The 14,369-nt window shown below is 73.1% G+C and carries 21 protein-coding genes; 9 read left to right on the top strand and 12 right to left on the bottom strand.

The genetic code is table 11. The features are described 5' to 3' along the window. Positions 1-14: 14 nt before the first annotated feature. Both LO762_RS10250 and LO762_RS10245 read right to left on the bottom strand, forming a co-directional pair. Positions 15-449 carry a CoA-binding protein gene (locus tag LO762_RS10250; protein ID WP_230614479.1) on the bottom strand — a complete coding sequence of 145 codons (435 nt, stop codon included), beginning with the start codon at positions 447-449 and terminating at the stop codon, positions 15-17. Between the two features lie 58 nt (positions 450-507). After that, positions 508-1,017 (bottom strand): NUDIX hydrolase, encoded by a 510-nt coding sequence (locus tag LO762_RS10245; protein ID WP_230614323.1) that lies wholly within the window; start codon positions 1,015-1,017, stop codon positions 508-510. 161 nt (positions 1,018-1,178) lie between these two features. On the opposite strand from LO762_RS10245, the gene LO762_RS10240 reads away from it, so the two are divergent. Continuing rightward, positions 1,179-1,514, top strand: coding sequence for a hypothetical protein (locus LO762_RS10240; protein ID WP_230614321.1), 336 nt, complete (start codon positions 1,179-1,181; stop codon positions 1,512-1,514). Here LO762_RS10240 and LO762_RS10235 read toward each other — a convergent pair. Next, positions 1,478-2,008 (bottom strand): MarR family winged helix-turn-helix transcriptional regulator, encoded by a 531-nt coding sequence (locus LO762_RS10235; RefSeq protein WP_230614319.1) that lies wholly within the window; start codon positions 2,006-2,008, stop codon positions 1,478-1,480. The genes LO762_RS10240 and LO762_RS10235 overlap by 37 nt on opposite strands. Before the next feature lie 92 nt (positions 2,009-2,100). Between LO762_RS10235 and LO762_RS10230 the strand changes: the two genes are divergently transcribed. Together LO762_RS10230 and LO762_RS10225 are read left to right on the top strand one after the other, a co-directional pair. Then, positions 2,101-2,652: a YceI family protein gene (locus LO762_RS10230; RefSeq protein WP_230614317.1), complete on the top strand. Its 552-nt coding sequence runs from the start codon at positions 2,101-2,103 to the stop codon at positions 2,650-2,652. Positions 2,653-2,820: 168 nt separating this feature from the next. Then, positions 2,821-3,459: an HAD family hydrolase gene (locus tag LO762_RS10225; RefSeq protein WP_230614316.1), complete on the top strand. Its 639-nt coding sequence runs from the start codon at positions 2,821-2,823 to the stop codon at positions 3,457-3,459. Here LO762_RS10225 and LO762_RS10220 read toward each other — a convergent pair. From LO762_RS10220 to LO762_RS10195, 6 genes are all read right to left on the bottom strand, one after another. Next, positions 3,449-3,880, bottom strand: a complete 432-nt coding sequence (locus tag LO762_RS10220; protein ID WP_230614311.1) for a lasso peptide biosynthesis B2 protein — start codon at positions 3,878-3,880, stop codon at positions 3,449-3,451. The genes LO762_RS10225 and LO762_RS10220 overlap by 11 nt on opposite strands. Before the next feature lie 4 nt (positions 3,881-3,884). After that, positions 3,885-4,142 (bottom strand): lasso peptide biosynthesis PqqD family chaperone, encoded by a 258-nt coding sequence (locus tag LO762_RS10215; RefSeq protein WP_230614309.1) that lies wholly within the window; start codon positions 4,140-4,142, stop codon positions 3,885-3,887. Continuing rightward, entirely contained in the window at positions 4,130-5,965 is a 1,836-nt protein-coding gene (locus LO762_RS10210; protein ID WP_230614302.1) for an asparagine synthase-related protein, read from the bottom strand. The genes LO762_RS10215 and LO762_RS10210 overlap by 13 nt, the downstream gene beginning before the upstream one ends. Next, positions 5,962-6,114, bottom strand: a complete 153-nt coding sequence (locus tag LO762_RS10205; protein ID WP_230614300.1) for a lasso RiPP family leader peptide-containing protein — start codon at positions 6,112-6,114, stop codon at positions 5,962-5,964. Before LO762_RS10205 ends, LO762_RS10210 begins: the two co-directional genes overlap by 4 nt. Before the next feature lie 91 nt (positions 6,115-6,205). Further along, entirely contained in the window at positions 6,206-6,850 is a 645-nt protein-coding gene (locus LO762_RS10200) for a response regulator transcription factor (protein WP_230614297.1), read from the bottom strand. Beyond that, positions 6,847-7,884 (bottom strand): sensor histidine kinase, encoded by a 1,038-nt coding sequence (locus LO762_RS10195; RefSeq protein ID WP_230614295.1) that lies wholly within the window; start codon positions 7,882-7,884, stop codon positions 6,847-6,849. The genes LO762_RS10200 and LO762_RS10195 overlap by 4 nt, the downstream gene beginning before the upstream one ends. Before the next feature lie 88 nt (positions 7,885-7,972). Here LO762_RS10195 and LO762_RS10190 point away from each other — a divergent pair, with 88 nt between their 5' ends. After that, positions 7,973-8,722: a DUF2306 domain-containing protein gene (locus LO762_RS10190; protein WP_230614293.1), complete on the top strand. Its 750-nt coding sequence runs from the start codon at positions 7,973-7,975 to the stop codon at positions 8,720-8,722. Here the strand turns inward: LO762_RS10190 and LO762_RS10185 are convergent. From LO762_RS10185 to LO762_RS10175, 3 genes are read right to left on the bottom strand one after another with little or no spacing between them, the layout of a single operon-like run. Further along, a complete protein-coding gene (locus tag LO762_RS10185) occupies positions 8,707-9,273 on the bottom strand; it encodes a hypothetical protein (protein ID WP_230614291.1) in 567 nt (188 codons plus the stop codon). The genes LO762_RS10190 and LO762_RS10185 overlap by 16 nt on opposite strands. 9 nt (positions 9,274-9,282) lie before the next feature. Then, a complete protein-coding gene (locus LO762_RS10180) occupies positions 9,283-9,456 on the bottom strand; it encodes a hypothetical protein (RefSeq protein ID WP_230614289.1) in 174 nt (57 codons plus the stop codon). Beyond that, the gene (locus LO762_RS10175; RefSeq protein ID WP_230614287.1) at positions 9,456-9,668 is read right to left on the bottom strand and encodes an HGxxPAAW family protein; all 213 of its coding nucleotides are present in this window, start codon (positions 9,666-9,668) and stop codon (positions 9,456-9,458) included. The genes LO762_RS10180 and LO762_RS10175 overlap by 1 nt, the downstream gene beginning before the upstream one ends. A gap of 107 nt (positions 9,669-9,775) precedes the next feature. Here LO762_RS10175 and LO762_RS10170 point away from each other — a divergent pair, with 107 nt between their 5' ends. The 5 genes from LO762_RS10170 to LO762_RS10150 all read left to right on the top strand — a co-directional run bounded on the left by LO762_RS10170 (position 9,776) and on the right by LO762_RS10150 (position 14,351). Then, positions 9,776-10,612: an alpha/beta fold hydrolase gene (locus LO762_RS10170; protein ID WP_230614285.1), complete on the top strand. Its 837-nt coding sequence runs from the start codon at positions 9,776-9,778 to the stop codon at positions 10,610-10,612. Positions 10,613-10,625: 13 nt separating this feature from the next. After that, complete coding sequence (locus LO762_RS10165) at positions 10,626-11,267, top strand: dihydrofolate reductase family protein (RefSeq protein ID WP_230614283.1); 642 nt, start codon at positions 10,626-10,628, stop codon at positions 11,265-11,267. Between the two features lie 34 nt (positions 11,268-11,301). Beyond that, positions 11,302-11,937, top strand: a complete 636-nt coding sequence (locus tag LO762_RS10160) for a GntR family transcriptional regulator (protein ID WP_230614279.1) — start codon at positions 11,302-11,304, stop codon at positions 11,935-11,937. Between the two features lie 126 nt (positions 11,938-12,063). Continuing rightward, on the top strand, positions 12,064-12,729 hold the full coding sequence (locus tag LO762_RS10155) for a cysteine hydrolase family protein (RefSeq protein ID WP_230614277.1): 666 nt from the start codon (positions 12,064-12,066) through the stop codon (positions 12,727-12,729). Continuing rightward, positions 12,726-14,351, top strand: coding sequence for a solute carrier family 23 protein (locus LO762_RS10150; RefSeq protein ID WP_230614275.1), 1,626 nt, complete (start codon positions 12,726-12,728; stop codon positions 14,349-14,351). The genes LO762_RS10155 and LO762_RS10150 overlap by 4 nt, the downstream gene beginning before the upstream one ends. Positions 14,352-14,369: the final 18 nt, after the last annotated feature.

Genomic DNA, 14,369 nt, shown 5'->3' with positions numbered 1-14,369 from the left:
CCGGCGCCGACGAATTAGCGGCGGTGCCTGACGGTCCACTCGACGGCCGGACAGCGGTTCATCACCACGTCGAGCCCGGCGGCGGTGGCCCGCGCGGCGGCCGCCTCGTCGATGACGTCCAGGGGCAGCCACACCGCCTTGGCGCCCGCCGCGATCGCCTCGTCGACGACGGCGCCCGCCTCCGGCGTCCTGCGGTACACGCCGACGACGTCGATCGGCTCGGGCACCTCGGCGAGGCTCCGGTAGACGGGCTCACCGAGCACCGTCGTCGCCGTCGGGTGCACGGGGATGATGCGCTTGCCGCGCCCCTGGAGCAGCCGGGCCTGGCTGTGGACCGTCCGCTCGGGGTCGTCGTTGAGGCCCACGAAGGCCCATGTCCTGGAGTCCCACAGGAGACGGCGGATGGTGGTGAAGTCCGCGTACGGGGCGTCGGTGTACGGGGTGCTCATGTCCGGCCCAACCCGGCGCGCCGTCCCGTTATTTCCGCCGTCCGCCGCCCGCTGTCCGTCACAGAGCGGGGCCGACGCCCGGGTGGTGCCAGGGGAGCGCGACGGGCGCCTGCGGGGGCCGTCCGGACAGCAGGCCCGGCAGCAGCCCGGACAGGCCCCACGGGACGACGGTGGGCGGCGCGGCCACGATGTCGGCGAGCGGCCACCAGCGGTGCTCGTCGACGGTCTGCCGCTCGTAGTCGGTGAACCCGGCGGTGTCCGGCTCGAAGTGCTCGGTCCGCAGGAAGAAGTAGGTGTCGGTGGCGGTGCGCAGCACCCCGTCCCACTCGCCGATGTAGTACCCCGACGCCGTCGCCACCACGGGCCCGAGCGCGGCGGGCTCGACGCTGAGGCCGGTCTCCTCGAACAGCTCGCGCGCCGCCGCCTGCTCGACCGTCTCGCCGGGGTCGAGCCCGCCGCCGGGGGTGAGCCAGAACTTGTCCTTGAGCCCGTCGAGGAACAGCAGCAGCCTGTCCTGCTCGTCCACCAGCAGGACACGGGCGCTCGGGCGGTGCGGGGGAGTGCTCATCCCCCCGATCTTAGCCTTTTACAAGATCATTTTGGGTGGGGTTCTTCCGGCCTGGGAGGCGGTACCGTGTGAGATTCCCGGCATCCCGCCGGAACGGGAACACCCCGGTTCGCGTCCGCCGTTGTCCTTCGGCAGGCTGGAGACGTCACGGAGGGGGCCAGGTGCGGGTGCGGATTCCGAGGAGCGTGGACAGGGCGTGGGACCGGGCGGAGCGCCACGGCAGAGCGCTCGGCGCGGTGGTCCTGCTGCTCGTCGCCGGGGCGGGGGCGCTGTGGCTGCCCGCGCTCGGCGCGCTCGCCGTCGGGATCCTCCTCGGCGCCGCCGCGGCGCTGTGGCGCACCGCCCGTCGGCTCGCCGCGCTGCGCGCCGACAACGACGAGCTGCTCCGCGAGAACGGCGCCCTGCACCACCGGGTCGCCGCCCTGGAGCGGGGCATCAGGGAGCACGGCTCGGTGGAGACTCAGGTGCTCCCGTTCATCCCGTCCGAGGACGACTGAGGGCACGGCTCGGCCTCTGATCCGCCCGGGCCGTCCGGCCCGTCCGGCCCGCCGAGCCCGGCCAGGACGGCGTCGGAGATCGCCGAGAGCTGGGCGACCCGCTCGGGGGTGAGCGCGTCGAAGAAGTGCCTGCGCACGCTCGCCACGTGGTGCGGCGCCGCCGTGGTGATCACCGTGCGGCCGTGCTCGGTGATCTCGGCGAACGCGCCGCGCGCGTCCTCGGGGCACTCCCTGCGCACGATCAGGCCGCGTTTCTCCATCCGCGACAACTGGTGGGACAGGCGGCTGCGCTCCCACCGCATCGCGCGGGCGAGTTCGGTGACGCGTAGCCGGTGGTCGTCCTGCTCGCTGAGGGGCACCAGGACGGCGTAGTCGCCGGCGGACAGGCCCGAGTCGGCCTGGAGGTCCCTGGTGACGGCGGCCCAGACCTCCGCGTGCATCTGCATGAGCCCGCGCCACGCGTGTTGTTCCAGGTCGGAGAGCCATCGAGTCATGGACGTCAGTTTACTTGACACGTCACCAAAGCTGCGTATGCTCAGAGTTGAACGTTCAACTTCTTTCCCACGCAGATCCCGAGGAGTCAACGATGTCCGACCTCACCGAGCTCACCGGCACCTACACGCTCGACCCGGCGCACACCCGGATCGGCTTCTCCGCCCGGCACGCGATGGTCACCAAGGTCCGCGGCGCGTTCAACGAGTTCTCCGGGACGGCCCAGGTCAACGGCGCCGACCCGGCCGCCTCGTCCGTCGAGGTCAAGATCGCCACCGCCAGCATCGACACGCGCAACGAGCAGCGCGACGGGCACCTGCGCACCAACGACTTCCTCGAGGTGGAGACCTACCCGGAGATCACCTTCCGGTCCACCTCCGTCGAGCAGATCAAGGACGACGTCTTCCGCGTCAGCGGCGACCTGACGATCAAGGCGGTCACCAAGCCCGTCACGATCGACTTCGAGTACCAGGGCGCCGCCAAGGACCCGTTCGGCAACGACCGCATCGGCTTCGAGGGCGCCACCACGATCAACCGCAGCGACTTCGGCGTCACCTTCAACGCCGCCCTCGAAACCGGCGGCGTCCTCGTCAGCGAGAAGATCACCCTGGAGTTCGAGATCTCCGCCATCAAGAGCGCCGGGTAGATCGCGCCGCCCCCGGCGTTGTGGGTCGGCGCGGGGCGCTTCAGGACAGTTCCCCACAGACCAACGGCGGCTCCGGGGCGACGGGGCCGCCGTTCGTGTCCGGCCGCTCCGCCTTCCGCGTGGAAATCCGGTGGACGCGGGTTCTGGGGGCGCGCCTAAACTGGGCCGGTGAAGCACGTGGTGTGGGACTGGAACGGGACGCTGTTCGACGATCGGGACGTCGTCCTGGGGGCGACGTACGAGGTGTTCAAGGGCACCGAGGCGGAGGGCGTCACCGGGCCTGAGGTCGTCGCGGCCTACACGCGGCCGATCTGGGTCGCCTACGAGCGGCTGCTGGGGCGGCCGCTGCGCGAGGGCGAGTGGGAGTACCTGGACACCCAGTTCCACGCGCACTACGAGCGGCTGATGCCCACCGCGCCGCTGGCCGCCGAGGCGCGCGCCGCGCTCGACCTCGTGGCGAGCGCCGGACGCACCCAGTCGATCCTCTCGATGGCCGGGCACGCCCACCTCACCGGCGCGGTCGGAAGCTTCGACATCACCTCCTACTTCACCCGCGTGGACGGCCTCGTAGGCGCTCCGGGCGGCGGCAAGGCCGAGCACATGGTCCGCCACGCCGCCGCTCTCGGCATCGCCCCCGCCGACCTCACCGTCATCGGCGACGCCGCCGACGACGCGGTGGCCGCCGCCCACATCGGCGCCCGCGCCATCCTCTACACCGGCGGCATGCAACGCCGCACCGACCTGGAACAAACCGGCGCCCCCGTAGTCGACTCCCTCCTGGCCGCCCTCCACCTCCTCAACCTCTGACCCCCCGTTTCGGAAGGCCCGTCAGTGGGGGGACGGTGAGGATGGGGGTGTAGTAGGCGGGCGGGAAGGGTTCGTTCACCGGGGTGCCTTGGGCTTCGATCCAGGCGTGGGCTCGGAAGGGGGTGGTGCGGACGCCTACGTGCCAGGTGGGCCAGGCGCCGTGGAGGCGGCAGTAGAGGGCGGCGGCGATGGAGCGGCGTAGGCAGCCCTGGCCCGCGCAGTGGGCGCTGACGGCCACGACGGCGTCGCGGGCGGTGGCGGCGAGGTCCCGGGAGGCGGGGGGCGCTTTGTGGCGGGCGGCGCGAAGGACGGTGGCGAGGCGGGCGGGAGCGAGGTGGGAGAGGGGGGTGGCGAGGGCGACGGCGAGGCGGGCGATGGCTCGGGAGCGGCGGGTGACGGGAGGCGGGAGTTCCAGGGCCATGGGTTCACTCATCGGTGGCCAGGCGTTCTGTGATGAGGGCGTGGATGAGGGTTGCGATGTCGGTGGCCACGGTGGTTTCGGGGGTGTGGGAGTGGGCGGCGATGTCGGCGGCGACCTGGGCCGGGGGGCGGCCCGCGAGGAGGGCGCGTAGGGCGGTGCTGCCGGTCTGGTTGAGCTGCCAGTAGCGGCCTGAGCGGGCGTCCAGGAGGACGGTCAGGCCGTTGGTGTCGGCGGTCACGACGTGGGGTCTCAGGGTGAGCATGTCTCCTCCGATCGGTCGGGTGGGGACGGGGCGGGGGGCGCGGCGACGACGGGAGGGCGCGCGCGTAGCCAGGTCTCGCAGGCGAGGGTCATGTCCAGGTGCCAGAGCGGGCCCGCGGTGGGGCCCACGGCGAACACGGCGGCGCGGGCGGCGGACGCGCGGACCAGGCCGCGTCCGGCCAGCAGAGGGTCGTTGAGCAGCGCCAGCACGTCGGCCCGCCGCCGGTGCAGGGCGGTGAACACCTCGGCGCTGAACTCGCCCTTGGTGCGCCGGGTGAGCAGCGCGTCCGGGACGGTGCCGCGCACCGCCGCGGCGAGTACGGGTTTGACGGTGTCGGCACGCGCCCGCGCGGCGAGGTCGACGGCGAGAGCGGCCTCGATCACCCTGTCGTCCAGGTAGGGGGCTGAGAGCGCGGTGCCGTGGGCGTCGTGGTGGCGTCCGGCCAGCCTGACGGCCCGTCCGCACAGGGCGGCGAAGTGGAGCTGGGTGTGGTGGGCGCGCTGCGGGGCGAGCGGCTCGGGACGATCGGAGGCGGCCTCCCGCAGGGCGTCCCGCACGAGGGCGACGGCGTCCGGGGTCGCCCAGGGCGGCATCATCCCGTGCGTGCCCCAGGCGAACGGCGCGAGGCGGGGCTCCCGATCCTCGACGTGCGGCGCGGCCCGTGCCAGCCAGGCGGCGTAGCCCGTCCGGTCGAGGAGCGCGAGCAGGTCGCGCCGCCGCCACCCCCACCGGGCGCGCTGCCTACGCAGGGCGGCCAGCGCGCGCAGGGGAGCCCGCCCGGCGAGGTCGTGCAGGTGCGACGGAGGCACGGTGAGGAGTTCGTCGCCGCCGTGCCCGGCCAGGTGGACGGTTCCGGCCCGGCCCGCGTGTCCGGCGAGCGCGGCGAGGTCGGCCCGCGAGCGGACCCAGGGGAACGGCTCCTCCGGGTCGGCGGGCCCGTCGAGCCCCGCGTACCTGCCGGGCAGGTCGGTCGGGGCGAACACGGTGTGCGCGGCGTCGGGCAGCCGTGCGGCGCACAGGGCGGCCCACCGGGCGTCGTCGTTGCCCGGATCGGTGACGGCCTCCCGCAGCGTCGTCAGGGCCGCGCCCCGCCCTGCGGCGAGGAAGCACAGGGTCGAGGAGTCGAGCCCGCCGGAGAGGTCGGCGCTGAGCCGTTCGGCACGCCGCGCCGCGACGGCCTCGGTAAGCCGTTCCCGCAGGAGTCCGGCACCCGAGTCCAACAAAAGGCGAGGCTCCGGGGGATACCACCAGCGCACCTCACGGACGCTTCCGTCGCCGTCGAGGCCGAGCCAGTGGTCGCCGGGCAGCGCCCGCACCCCGCGCCACAGGGGCAGGCCCGCGAGCGGCGGCGGCACCAGCGGGTACAGCAGCCGCAGCGCCAGCGCCGTGTCGTCGATCCCGGCGGACGGCGGCAGCGCGGCGAGCACGTCGGCACGGTCCGCCGCGACGACGACCCCGCCGACACGCCGCGAGAACACCCGCCGGACCTGCGCGACCGTGCCCTGAAAGCGCACCCTCCCATCAAGTGAGACGGCAAGGTGATGGCTTCCGGACAGCCGGGAGGCGAGGCGGTCCACGTCGGTGAGGGAGCGGACGCGGCGGAGCAGCCGGGCGAGGCCGTCCGCGTCCGTCCCGCACGGCCCGATGACGGCGGCGCGCAGGCCGCCCGCCCGCGCCTCGGTGATCTCCGCCGCGCGCCGCCCTGAGGCGAGCAGCCACGGCCGTCCGGACGCGTGGCGGAGCACCCGCGAGGCGGGGAGCCCGGCCGCGACCGCGCTCCCCGCCCTGCCGTCGGGGACGACGGCGAGCCAGTCGGCGGTCACCGCCGGGCGTACCAGTCGGTCTGCCAGAAGTTGTCGAGGCCGAGGTAGCCGCCGCCGAGGGTCAGCCGGGTGAACCCGCCGACCTCGGTGAGCAGCGGCGGTTCGTAGACCGCGTCCACGGGGACGGGGCCGTCGGTGCGAGGCTGCATGTCTTTCTCCCTTCGGTGCCTGCGCTCCGAGGGTAGAAAGCGGGCCGCGAGTTATATCCCTCTCTTTAGGGAAACATCACGGGTGACGGGTTCAGTGTTCGTTGGCGAAGCCCGTCCGGTATGCCCAGATGACCGCCTGGGTTCGGTCCCGCACCCCGAGCTTGAGCAGGATGCTCTTGATGTGGGTCTTCACCGTCTCCAGTGAGATGGTGAGCGCGTCCGCGATCTCCGGGTTCGACAGGCCCTCGGTGAGCGCGCGCAGCACCGCCTCCTCCCGGTCGGTGAGCGGCACGGGCAGCGGCGCGGGGCGCGGCCGGGCCGCCAGGTCGCGTAGGAGACGGCGCGTGACGCGCGGCGCAAGGACGGCGTCCCCGGAAGCCACCGTGCGCACCGCCGAGACGATCTCCTCAGGGGTCGCCCGCTTCAACAGGAACCCGTCGGCCCCGGCGGCGATCGCGTCGTCCACGATGTCGTCGAGGTCGAACGTGGTGAGCACCAGGACGCGCGGGCGAGGCGGATCCCACGCGGCGATCTCGCGGGTCGCCCGTACCCCGTCCCAGCCCGGCATCCGCACGTCCATGAGCACCACGTCGGGGCGCAGCGCGCGCACCCCCTCGACCGTCCGGTGGCCGCTGGCCGCCTCGCCGACGACGGTCAGGCCGGGTTCGGCCGCGAGCAGCGCCCGCAGCGTGGTGCGGACCAGCGGCTCGTCGTCGGCGAGGAACACCCGGATCACGGCGCCGCCGGGAGGGTGACGCGCACCGCGAACCCGCCGGGCACCGGGCCCGCGTGGAACTCGCCGCCCTGCGCGTCGGCGCGGCGGCGCATGTTGGCGAGGCCCCGGCCCGGCTCGGGCGAGGGGAAGCCCCGGCCTTCGTTGAGCACCTCCAGCCGCACCCGGTCGCCCGCCTGGGCGAGGCTCAGCCTTATCCGTCCCGCGTCGGTGTGGCGGAGCGCGTTGGTCACCGCCTCCTGGACGATCCGGTGAAGCGCGCGCGCTCCGTCGGGCGTGAGGTCGACCGCGCCGACGTTGAGGTCGAGGGCGCGCCCGGCTGCGCGCACCCGGTCGGCGAGCGCCGCGAGATCGGTCATGCCGGGCGTCTCGCCGTCCGGGGAGAGCGCCTGGATCACCTGGTCCAGCTCCTCCAGCGCGCCGCGGCCGAGCGTCTCGATGTGCCGCAGCGCCTCCGCGCCGAACCCCGGATCGGTGGCCTGCACCCGGCGCCCCACCGCCGCCTGCATCACCATGACGTTGACGGCGTGGCCCAGCGCGTCGTGCAGCTCGCGGGCCAGCCGGGTGCGCTCCTCCAGCAGCAGCCTCGCCCGGTCGGCCTCGGCGGCCGCGCGACGGCTGCGTACGGCGTCGCCGCCCACGGTGGCGATGAACACACCGACGGCGATGCCCGACAGCGTCTCGCCGGGCTCACGGTCCAGGACGAAGAACCCGGTGAGCGCGACGGCGAAGAGCGCTCCGCAGCCGATCCGCCACCTGACGTCGCGGTCCAGCGCGAAGCAGGCGAACAGCGCGACCCAGAGCGGCCAGTGCACGAGCGTCGCCGGGTAGCCGAGCGCGGCGTTGGCCACGAGCACCGCGCAGGCGGCGACGAAGGCCCGCAGCGGCGCCGAGCGCACCCAGACGAGGCTGAGGGCCGCGAGGGCGCTCAGCGTCAGGCCGAGGGCGTCCAGGTCGCGGTAGGGCGGCGCGGGCGGGGTGGCCAGCGTCGCCAGCCCCGCCAGCACGAGGAACCCCGCGGCCAGCCAGATGCGCATACCCCGCATCCTGCCCGAACACCAGCATTCCCGACATCACTCGGCTGAGGGAGGCGCGCGGACGCCGCCGGTTCCTAGCGTGCCGTCCATGACGACGACCCAGAACCAGCCCGGAGACGGCCGCTCCCGACGAAGTCGGGGTCGCGAAGCGGCCGTCTTCCGGGCACATCAAACACAGCCCGGCAGTCGGGCGGCCCGTAGGGCGGGCGGCTGGTGGCTCGCGCTCAGCGCCGTGGCCATCGCCCTGCTCGCCCCGCTGCCCTACCTGCTCAGCTCGCTCGACTCGCTCGCCGCCGACGACCACGGCACCGCCGCGCACGTCGCGGGACGGCCCATGGCGGTGCAGGCGGCCTTCTACGTCCACATCGTGTGCGGCGGCCTCGCCCTGCTGCTGAGCCCCCTCCAGCTCTCGTCACGGCTGCGGGCCCGCCGGACGGGCGCGCACCGGGGCGTGGGACGCGTCGTGTTGATCGCGATCCTGCTGGCGGGGGCGGCGGGCCTCGTCATCGCTCCCTACAACGGCGCGGGCGCGGTCGGGGTCGCCGGGTTCGGGCTGCTCGGCCTCGCGTGGCTGGCCTGCGCCGTCGCCGCGTTCCGGGCGATCCGCCGCCGTGACGTCCCCGCGCACCGCCGCTGGGCGATCCGCCTGTTCGCCCTCACCTACGCGGGCGTGATGCTCCGCGTGTGGACTCCGCTTCTGATCATGGCCCAGGTCGGTGTGGCGGAGGAGCTCGCCTTCGACCGCGCCTACACGGCCGTGACGTTCCTGTGCTGGGTGCCCAACCTGATCGTCGCCGAGCTGTACCTGCGGCGCGGGCGGCGTCAGACGCGGCGGTAGCTCCAGGCGCCGGTGAAGGCGGCGCCGCCGCTGGTGCCGGTCTGGCGGAGCTTGAGCGCGGTGCGCGAGCAGGTGACCTGCGCGTTGTACGGGACGCCGCTGAACTCGCCGGACTTCAGCAGCGCGGCGAGGCCGCGGGGCGCCGGGTCGAGCTGGAGGGGGCGGGTCTGGCGGAGCTTCAGCGTGGCGTTGCCGGTCGCGCTGGAGACGGTGGCGGTGAGCCGGGTCCCGGTGACCTTGGCCTTGAGGCGGAGCGTGCCCCGGTAGCGGAGCCACCCGGCGACCTGCGCGCCGCCCGAGGTGCCGCTCTCCTTCAGCTTGGCCGAGCCCGCGTAGCGGTGCGTCGCCTTGCCGCCGCCCAGGACGAGGACGGCGCCCGCGCCCCCGGTGATGCGCAGCTTCGTCTTGGCGGACTGCCGCACGGTGAGGTCGGCCTTGGCCAGCCGCCAGGTCCCGGCCGCGCAGCGCGACGCGGGCGCGGCGGCCGCGGGAACGGCGAGGACCGCGCCCACCAGGATGAGCGCGGTAGTGAGGACGGCCGCTGCGCGCACGGACCTCCGTCAGGTGTACTTGAGCAGTACCAGGGCGACGACGTGCGCCACCATGGTGACGCTGATGAGGCTGACGAAGATGAACTTCGCGGGGCCGTGCTCGAAGTGCCTGCCCTCGGCCAGCGGGCCGCGTTTGGCCTGCCGGTGGGCGATCTCCTCGTCGAGCGACCGACGGTGGAACATCAGATCTTGGGCGGGACGGCGACGACCACGTCGGCCATGATCCGGACGACGGCGCCGAGCACGGTGCCCGCGGCGACGATGGCGACGCCCGCCCAGAACAGCACCCAGTTGCCGAGGGGCAACCCGACGCCGCCGACGATGAAGCCGATCATTACGACGGACACCGCGAACCAGGACTTGGGGTCTCCGGCGTGCGATCCACCAGCGGACATGTGCTCTGCCTCTTTCGTCATGGTCACGTAAATCCCTGTCAGTGTACCGATGCGTTCGGGGGACCCGGACTTGACCCACCGGCGGCCGGACCCCTCTAATTGGCAATATGTCCAACAAAATCGTCCGCGGTGACGGCGTCGACCTCGCCGTCCAGGTCCAGGGCGACCCCGGCGCCCCGACGATCCTGCTCGTGCACGGCTACCCCGACACGCACACCGTCTGGGACGGCGTCGCGTCCCGGCTCGCCGACCGGTACCGGGTCGTCACCTACGACGTGCGCGGCGCCGGCGCGTCGGACCGTCCCAGGGGCAGGGCCGCCTACCGGTTCGAACACCTGATGCGCGACCTGGCGGCGGTGGCCGACGACGTGAGCCCCGGCGCGCCCGTCCACCTCGTCGGGCACGACTGGGGTTCGATCCAGGGCTGGGAGGCGGTGACGACGATGCCGGAGCGCTTCCTGTCCTACACGTCGATCTCCGGGCCGAGCCTCGACCACGCGGGCCGCTGGAACCGGGCGCACGCGACCACCCTGCGCGGCCTCAAGCAGGGCCTGCACTCCTGGTACATCGCCTTCTTCCACCTGCCTTTCCTGCCCGCGCTGTCCTGGCGGACGGGCCTGGGCGCCAAGGTCGTCGCGCGGTCCGAGGGGATGAGCACGCCGCACTTCGCGCCGACCGTCGCGCTGGACGGCCAGTACGGCGTCAACCTCTACCGGGCGAACATCCTGTCGCGCGTCCTGCGGCCCAGGGAGCGGCGCACGGACGTGCCGGTACAGCTGGTGGTCCTGGAGGACGACGCGTTCGTCACGCCCGCTCTGGCGGCCTCCTGCACGCCGTTCACCAAGCACCTCAGCGTCCGCAGGCTGAAGACCGGCCATTGGGCGCCCGCCGCCCGCCCGGACGAGATCGCCGACCTCGTGGCCGGGCACGCCGCGTCCGTCTGAGACCCTGGGCGGCATGTCCGACCTGCCGCCCGACCTGCTCGCCGACTACGCCCACCCGGACGGCCCGTGGCTGCGCGCCAACATGATCGCCAGCCTCGACGGCGCGGCGGCGCGCGCGGGCCTGTCGGGCGGGCTCGGCAACAAGACGGACCGGCGGCTGTTCCTGGCACTGCGCGACATGGCGGACGCGGTCGTCGTGGGCGCGCAGACGGTGCGGGCCGAGGGGTACGGGCCCGCGCCCGTCCCCCTGGTGATCGTCTCCCGCTCGCTCGACCTGGACCTCGCCGCGCCGCTCTTCGACGGCCGTGTCCTGATCGTCGCCACGGCCCGCTCACCCCGGCTCGCGGAGGCGCGGGAGCGGGCCGAGGTGATCGTCGCGGGGGAGGAGTCGGTGGATTTCACCGCCGCCGTCGCCGCGTTGCACGGGCGCGGCCTCACCCGGCTGCTGTGCGAGGGAGGCCCGACGGTCCTGGGCGGGATCGCCGCCGCCGGGCTTCTCGACGAGCTGTGCCTGACGCTCTCCCCGCACCTCGTGGGCGGCGCCGCGCCCAGGATCGTCCGGGGCCCGGCCCTGGACGGGGGGATGGCTCTCGCGGCGGTAAGGCAGGATGGAGACCATCTCTTCCTGAGATACCGGCGCCCCGCGACACCGTGAGGCCGCCCGCGCAGACGTAGGGGAGTCGTGCCGCATGGACGAGCTTCAGCCCGCCAGCCTTGTCGAGCTGGTGATGGAGCGCGTCCGCGCGGACATCCTCTCCGGTGAGCTCGGCCCCGGCGACAGGCTCATCGAGGAGCAGCTGACCACCAGGTTCGGGATCAGCAGGGCGCCGCTGCGCGAGGCGCTGCGGCTGCTCGGCCAGCAGGGCCTGGTGGAGCACCTGCCGCGCCGGGGCGTGCGGGTGGCGGAGCTGTCCTCCCACGACGTGGACGAGCTGTTCGGCCTGCGCGACGTGCTGGAGCGGTACGCGGTCGAACAGGCGCTGCCGGGCCCCGTCGTCCTGGCCGACCTCGCCGGCGCCCTGGAGGAGATGGACGGCGCCGCCGCCGAGGGCGACGTGCTGGCCGAGAACGACGCGCACCACAGGTTCCATCTGGCGCTCGTCGCGCTGTCCGGCCACCGCCAGCTCGTGCTGGCCTACGAGCCGGTGATCCTCAAGCTCCAGCTCTACATGGCGGCCAACCTGAGGCTGGAGGCCGAGGTGCTGCGCGCGCCCAGCGAGGGCGTCGCCCGGCACCGGCGCCTGTACGAGGCGCTCGCCACGGGCGACCCGGCCGTCGCGCTGGCCGCGCTGGCCTCCCACGGCGCCCGCACCTACGCGGGCTGACTCCCGCTTTCTCCCGCGATCCCGCCTTTTACCCCGGCGTAACGGACGAGGTCCGTCGCTGACATGTGATTGTCGACAATCGACGATCAGTAAGGCATCCACGGATTCGGGGGAGAGGGAGCCGCCATGACCGCGTCCGTAGAGGCCGAACCGTACCCGTTCGGCTTCGACCTCACGACCACCGCACTGCTGATCATCGACATGCAGCGTGACTTCGTCGAGCCCGGCGGCTTCGGCGAGACGCTGGGCAACGACGTCTCGCTGCTGCGCCGGGTCATCCCGCCGCTGCGCGAGGTGCTCGACGCCGCACGGGCCGCCGGGCTGCTCGTGATCCACACGAGGGAGGGCCACCTGCCCGACCTGTCCGACTGCCCCCCGGCCAAGCTCAACCGGGGCGAGCCGTCCCTGCGGATCGGGGACCCGGGGCCCAAGGGCCGCATCCTCATCCGCGGCGAGTACGGCCACGACATCATCGACGAGCTGAGGCCCCTCCCGGACGAGATCGTCATCGACAAACCGGGCAAAGGCTCGTTCTACGCCACCGGCCTCCAGGACCTCCTGGAGACCAACGGCATCACGAGCCTCGTCGTGACGGGGGTGACCACCGAGGTGTGCGTCCACACCACCGTCCGGGAGGCCAACGACCGGGGCTACGAGTGCCTCGTCCTGTCCGACTGCGTCGGCTCCTACTTCCCGGAGTTCCAGGACGCGGGACTGCACATGATCTCCGCGCAGGGCGGCATCTTCGGCTGGACCGCCCCCGCCAAGCACTTCCTGGAGGCGCTCGCATGAGCACCGAGACCAAGCAGCCAGAGCAAGAACAGCCCTTCAAGCTCCCCTTCTGGGTGGCGGGCGACACCAACGCGTTCTTCGGCCTCGGCTTCAACGTCATGGTCAACGTGCTGGTCCTGACCGGCCTGTGCCTGGGCGTCGTCAACATCCCCGGAAGCGACGTCTACGGCGTCATCCTTCCGGCGCTCGGCATCCAGATGCTCATCGGCAACGTGTACTACACCTACCTCGCGCGTCGTCTGGCGGCGCGTGAAGGACGCACCGACGTGTGCGCGATGCCGTACGGGCCGTCCGTCCCGCACATGTTCATCGTCACGTTCGTGATCATGCTGCCGATCTACCTGGCCACCAAGGACCCGCTCGCCGCGTGGGCGGCGGGCCTGGCCTGGTCGCTCATCATCGGCCTGATCGTCATCCTCGGCGCGTTCGTCGGGCCGTACATCAGGAAGTACACGCCGCAGGCGGCGATGCTCGGCACCCTGGCGGGCATCTCCATCGCCTTCATCTCGATGCGGCCCACCGGGCAGATGTTCGAGGCGGCCTGGATCGCGCTGCCCGTCCTCGTCATCCTGCTCATCGGGTTCTTCACCGACCTGAAGCTCCCGTTCGGCCTCCCCGTCGGCCTCGCCGCCCTGCTCGTCGGCACCGCCATCGGCTGGGCGGGCGGCTACATGGAGCCCGCGAACGTCACCGCGGCCGCCAAGGACATCGCGATCGGCCTGCCGACCCTCCAGATCGACCTCCTGATGGACGGCCTCAAGGAGGTCTCGCCGCTGCTCGCCACGGCCATCCCCCTCGGCATCTACAACTTCACCGAGGGCATGACCAACGTGGAGAGCGCCGCCGTCGCGGGCGACGAGTACAACCTCCGCGCCGTGCTCCTGGCCGACGGGCTCGGGGCCGTCGTCGGCGCGGGGCTCGGCTCGCCCTTCCCGCCCGCCGTGTACATCGGCCACCCGGGCTGGAAGGCGGCCGGAGGCAGGTCGTCGTACTCGCTCGCCACGGGCGTCGTCATCGCGCTGTTCTGCTTCCTCGGGTTCTTCGCGCTGCTCGGCGCGCTGCTCCCGACCCCCGCGATCGTCCCGATCCTGCTGTACATCGGCCTGCTCATCGGCGCCCAGGCGTTCCAGGAGGTGCCGAAGGCGCACGCCATCGCCGTCGTCATGGCGCTGCTCCCGAACGTCGCCTCGTGGGCGGTCGGACAGATGGACAACGTGCTGTCGGCCGCCGGGACGTCGGCGCACGAACTCGGCTACGACGCGCTGGCCGGGGCCGGCGTCGTCTACGAGGGGCTGAAGCTGCTCGGCGGTGGCGCGATCCTCGCCGGACTCGTGCTCGGCGCGATCGTCGCGTTCATCATCGACCGGAGGTTCGTCTGGGCGGCGGGCTACGCGGGCGCGGGCGCCGTCCTGTCCTTCATCGGCCTCGTGCACGCCGAGAAGGTCGAGTGGAACGCCGAAGGACAGGTCGCGCTGGGCTACGTCTTCGCCGGGATCGTCCTCCTCCTGTTCGGCCTCTACGACGCCGCCGCGAAGAAGAAGGCGGCCGCCGAGGAGTCCGGGCCGGAACCGGCCGCCGAGAGCGTACCCGCCGCTGACGCGGACGTTACGGCGGCGAAATGAGCGCTCAGTACGGTCCAG

Source organism: Actinocorallia sp. API 0066 (assembly GCF_020991275.1).
In the GTDB taxonomy this organism is placed as follows: Bacteria; Actinomycetota; Actinomycetes; order Streptosporangiales; family Streptosporangiaceae; genus Actinocorallia.
Note: the sequence above shows the minus strand (reverse complement) of the source record. Positions and strands in the feature narration are given on the sequence as shown.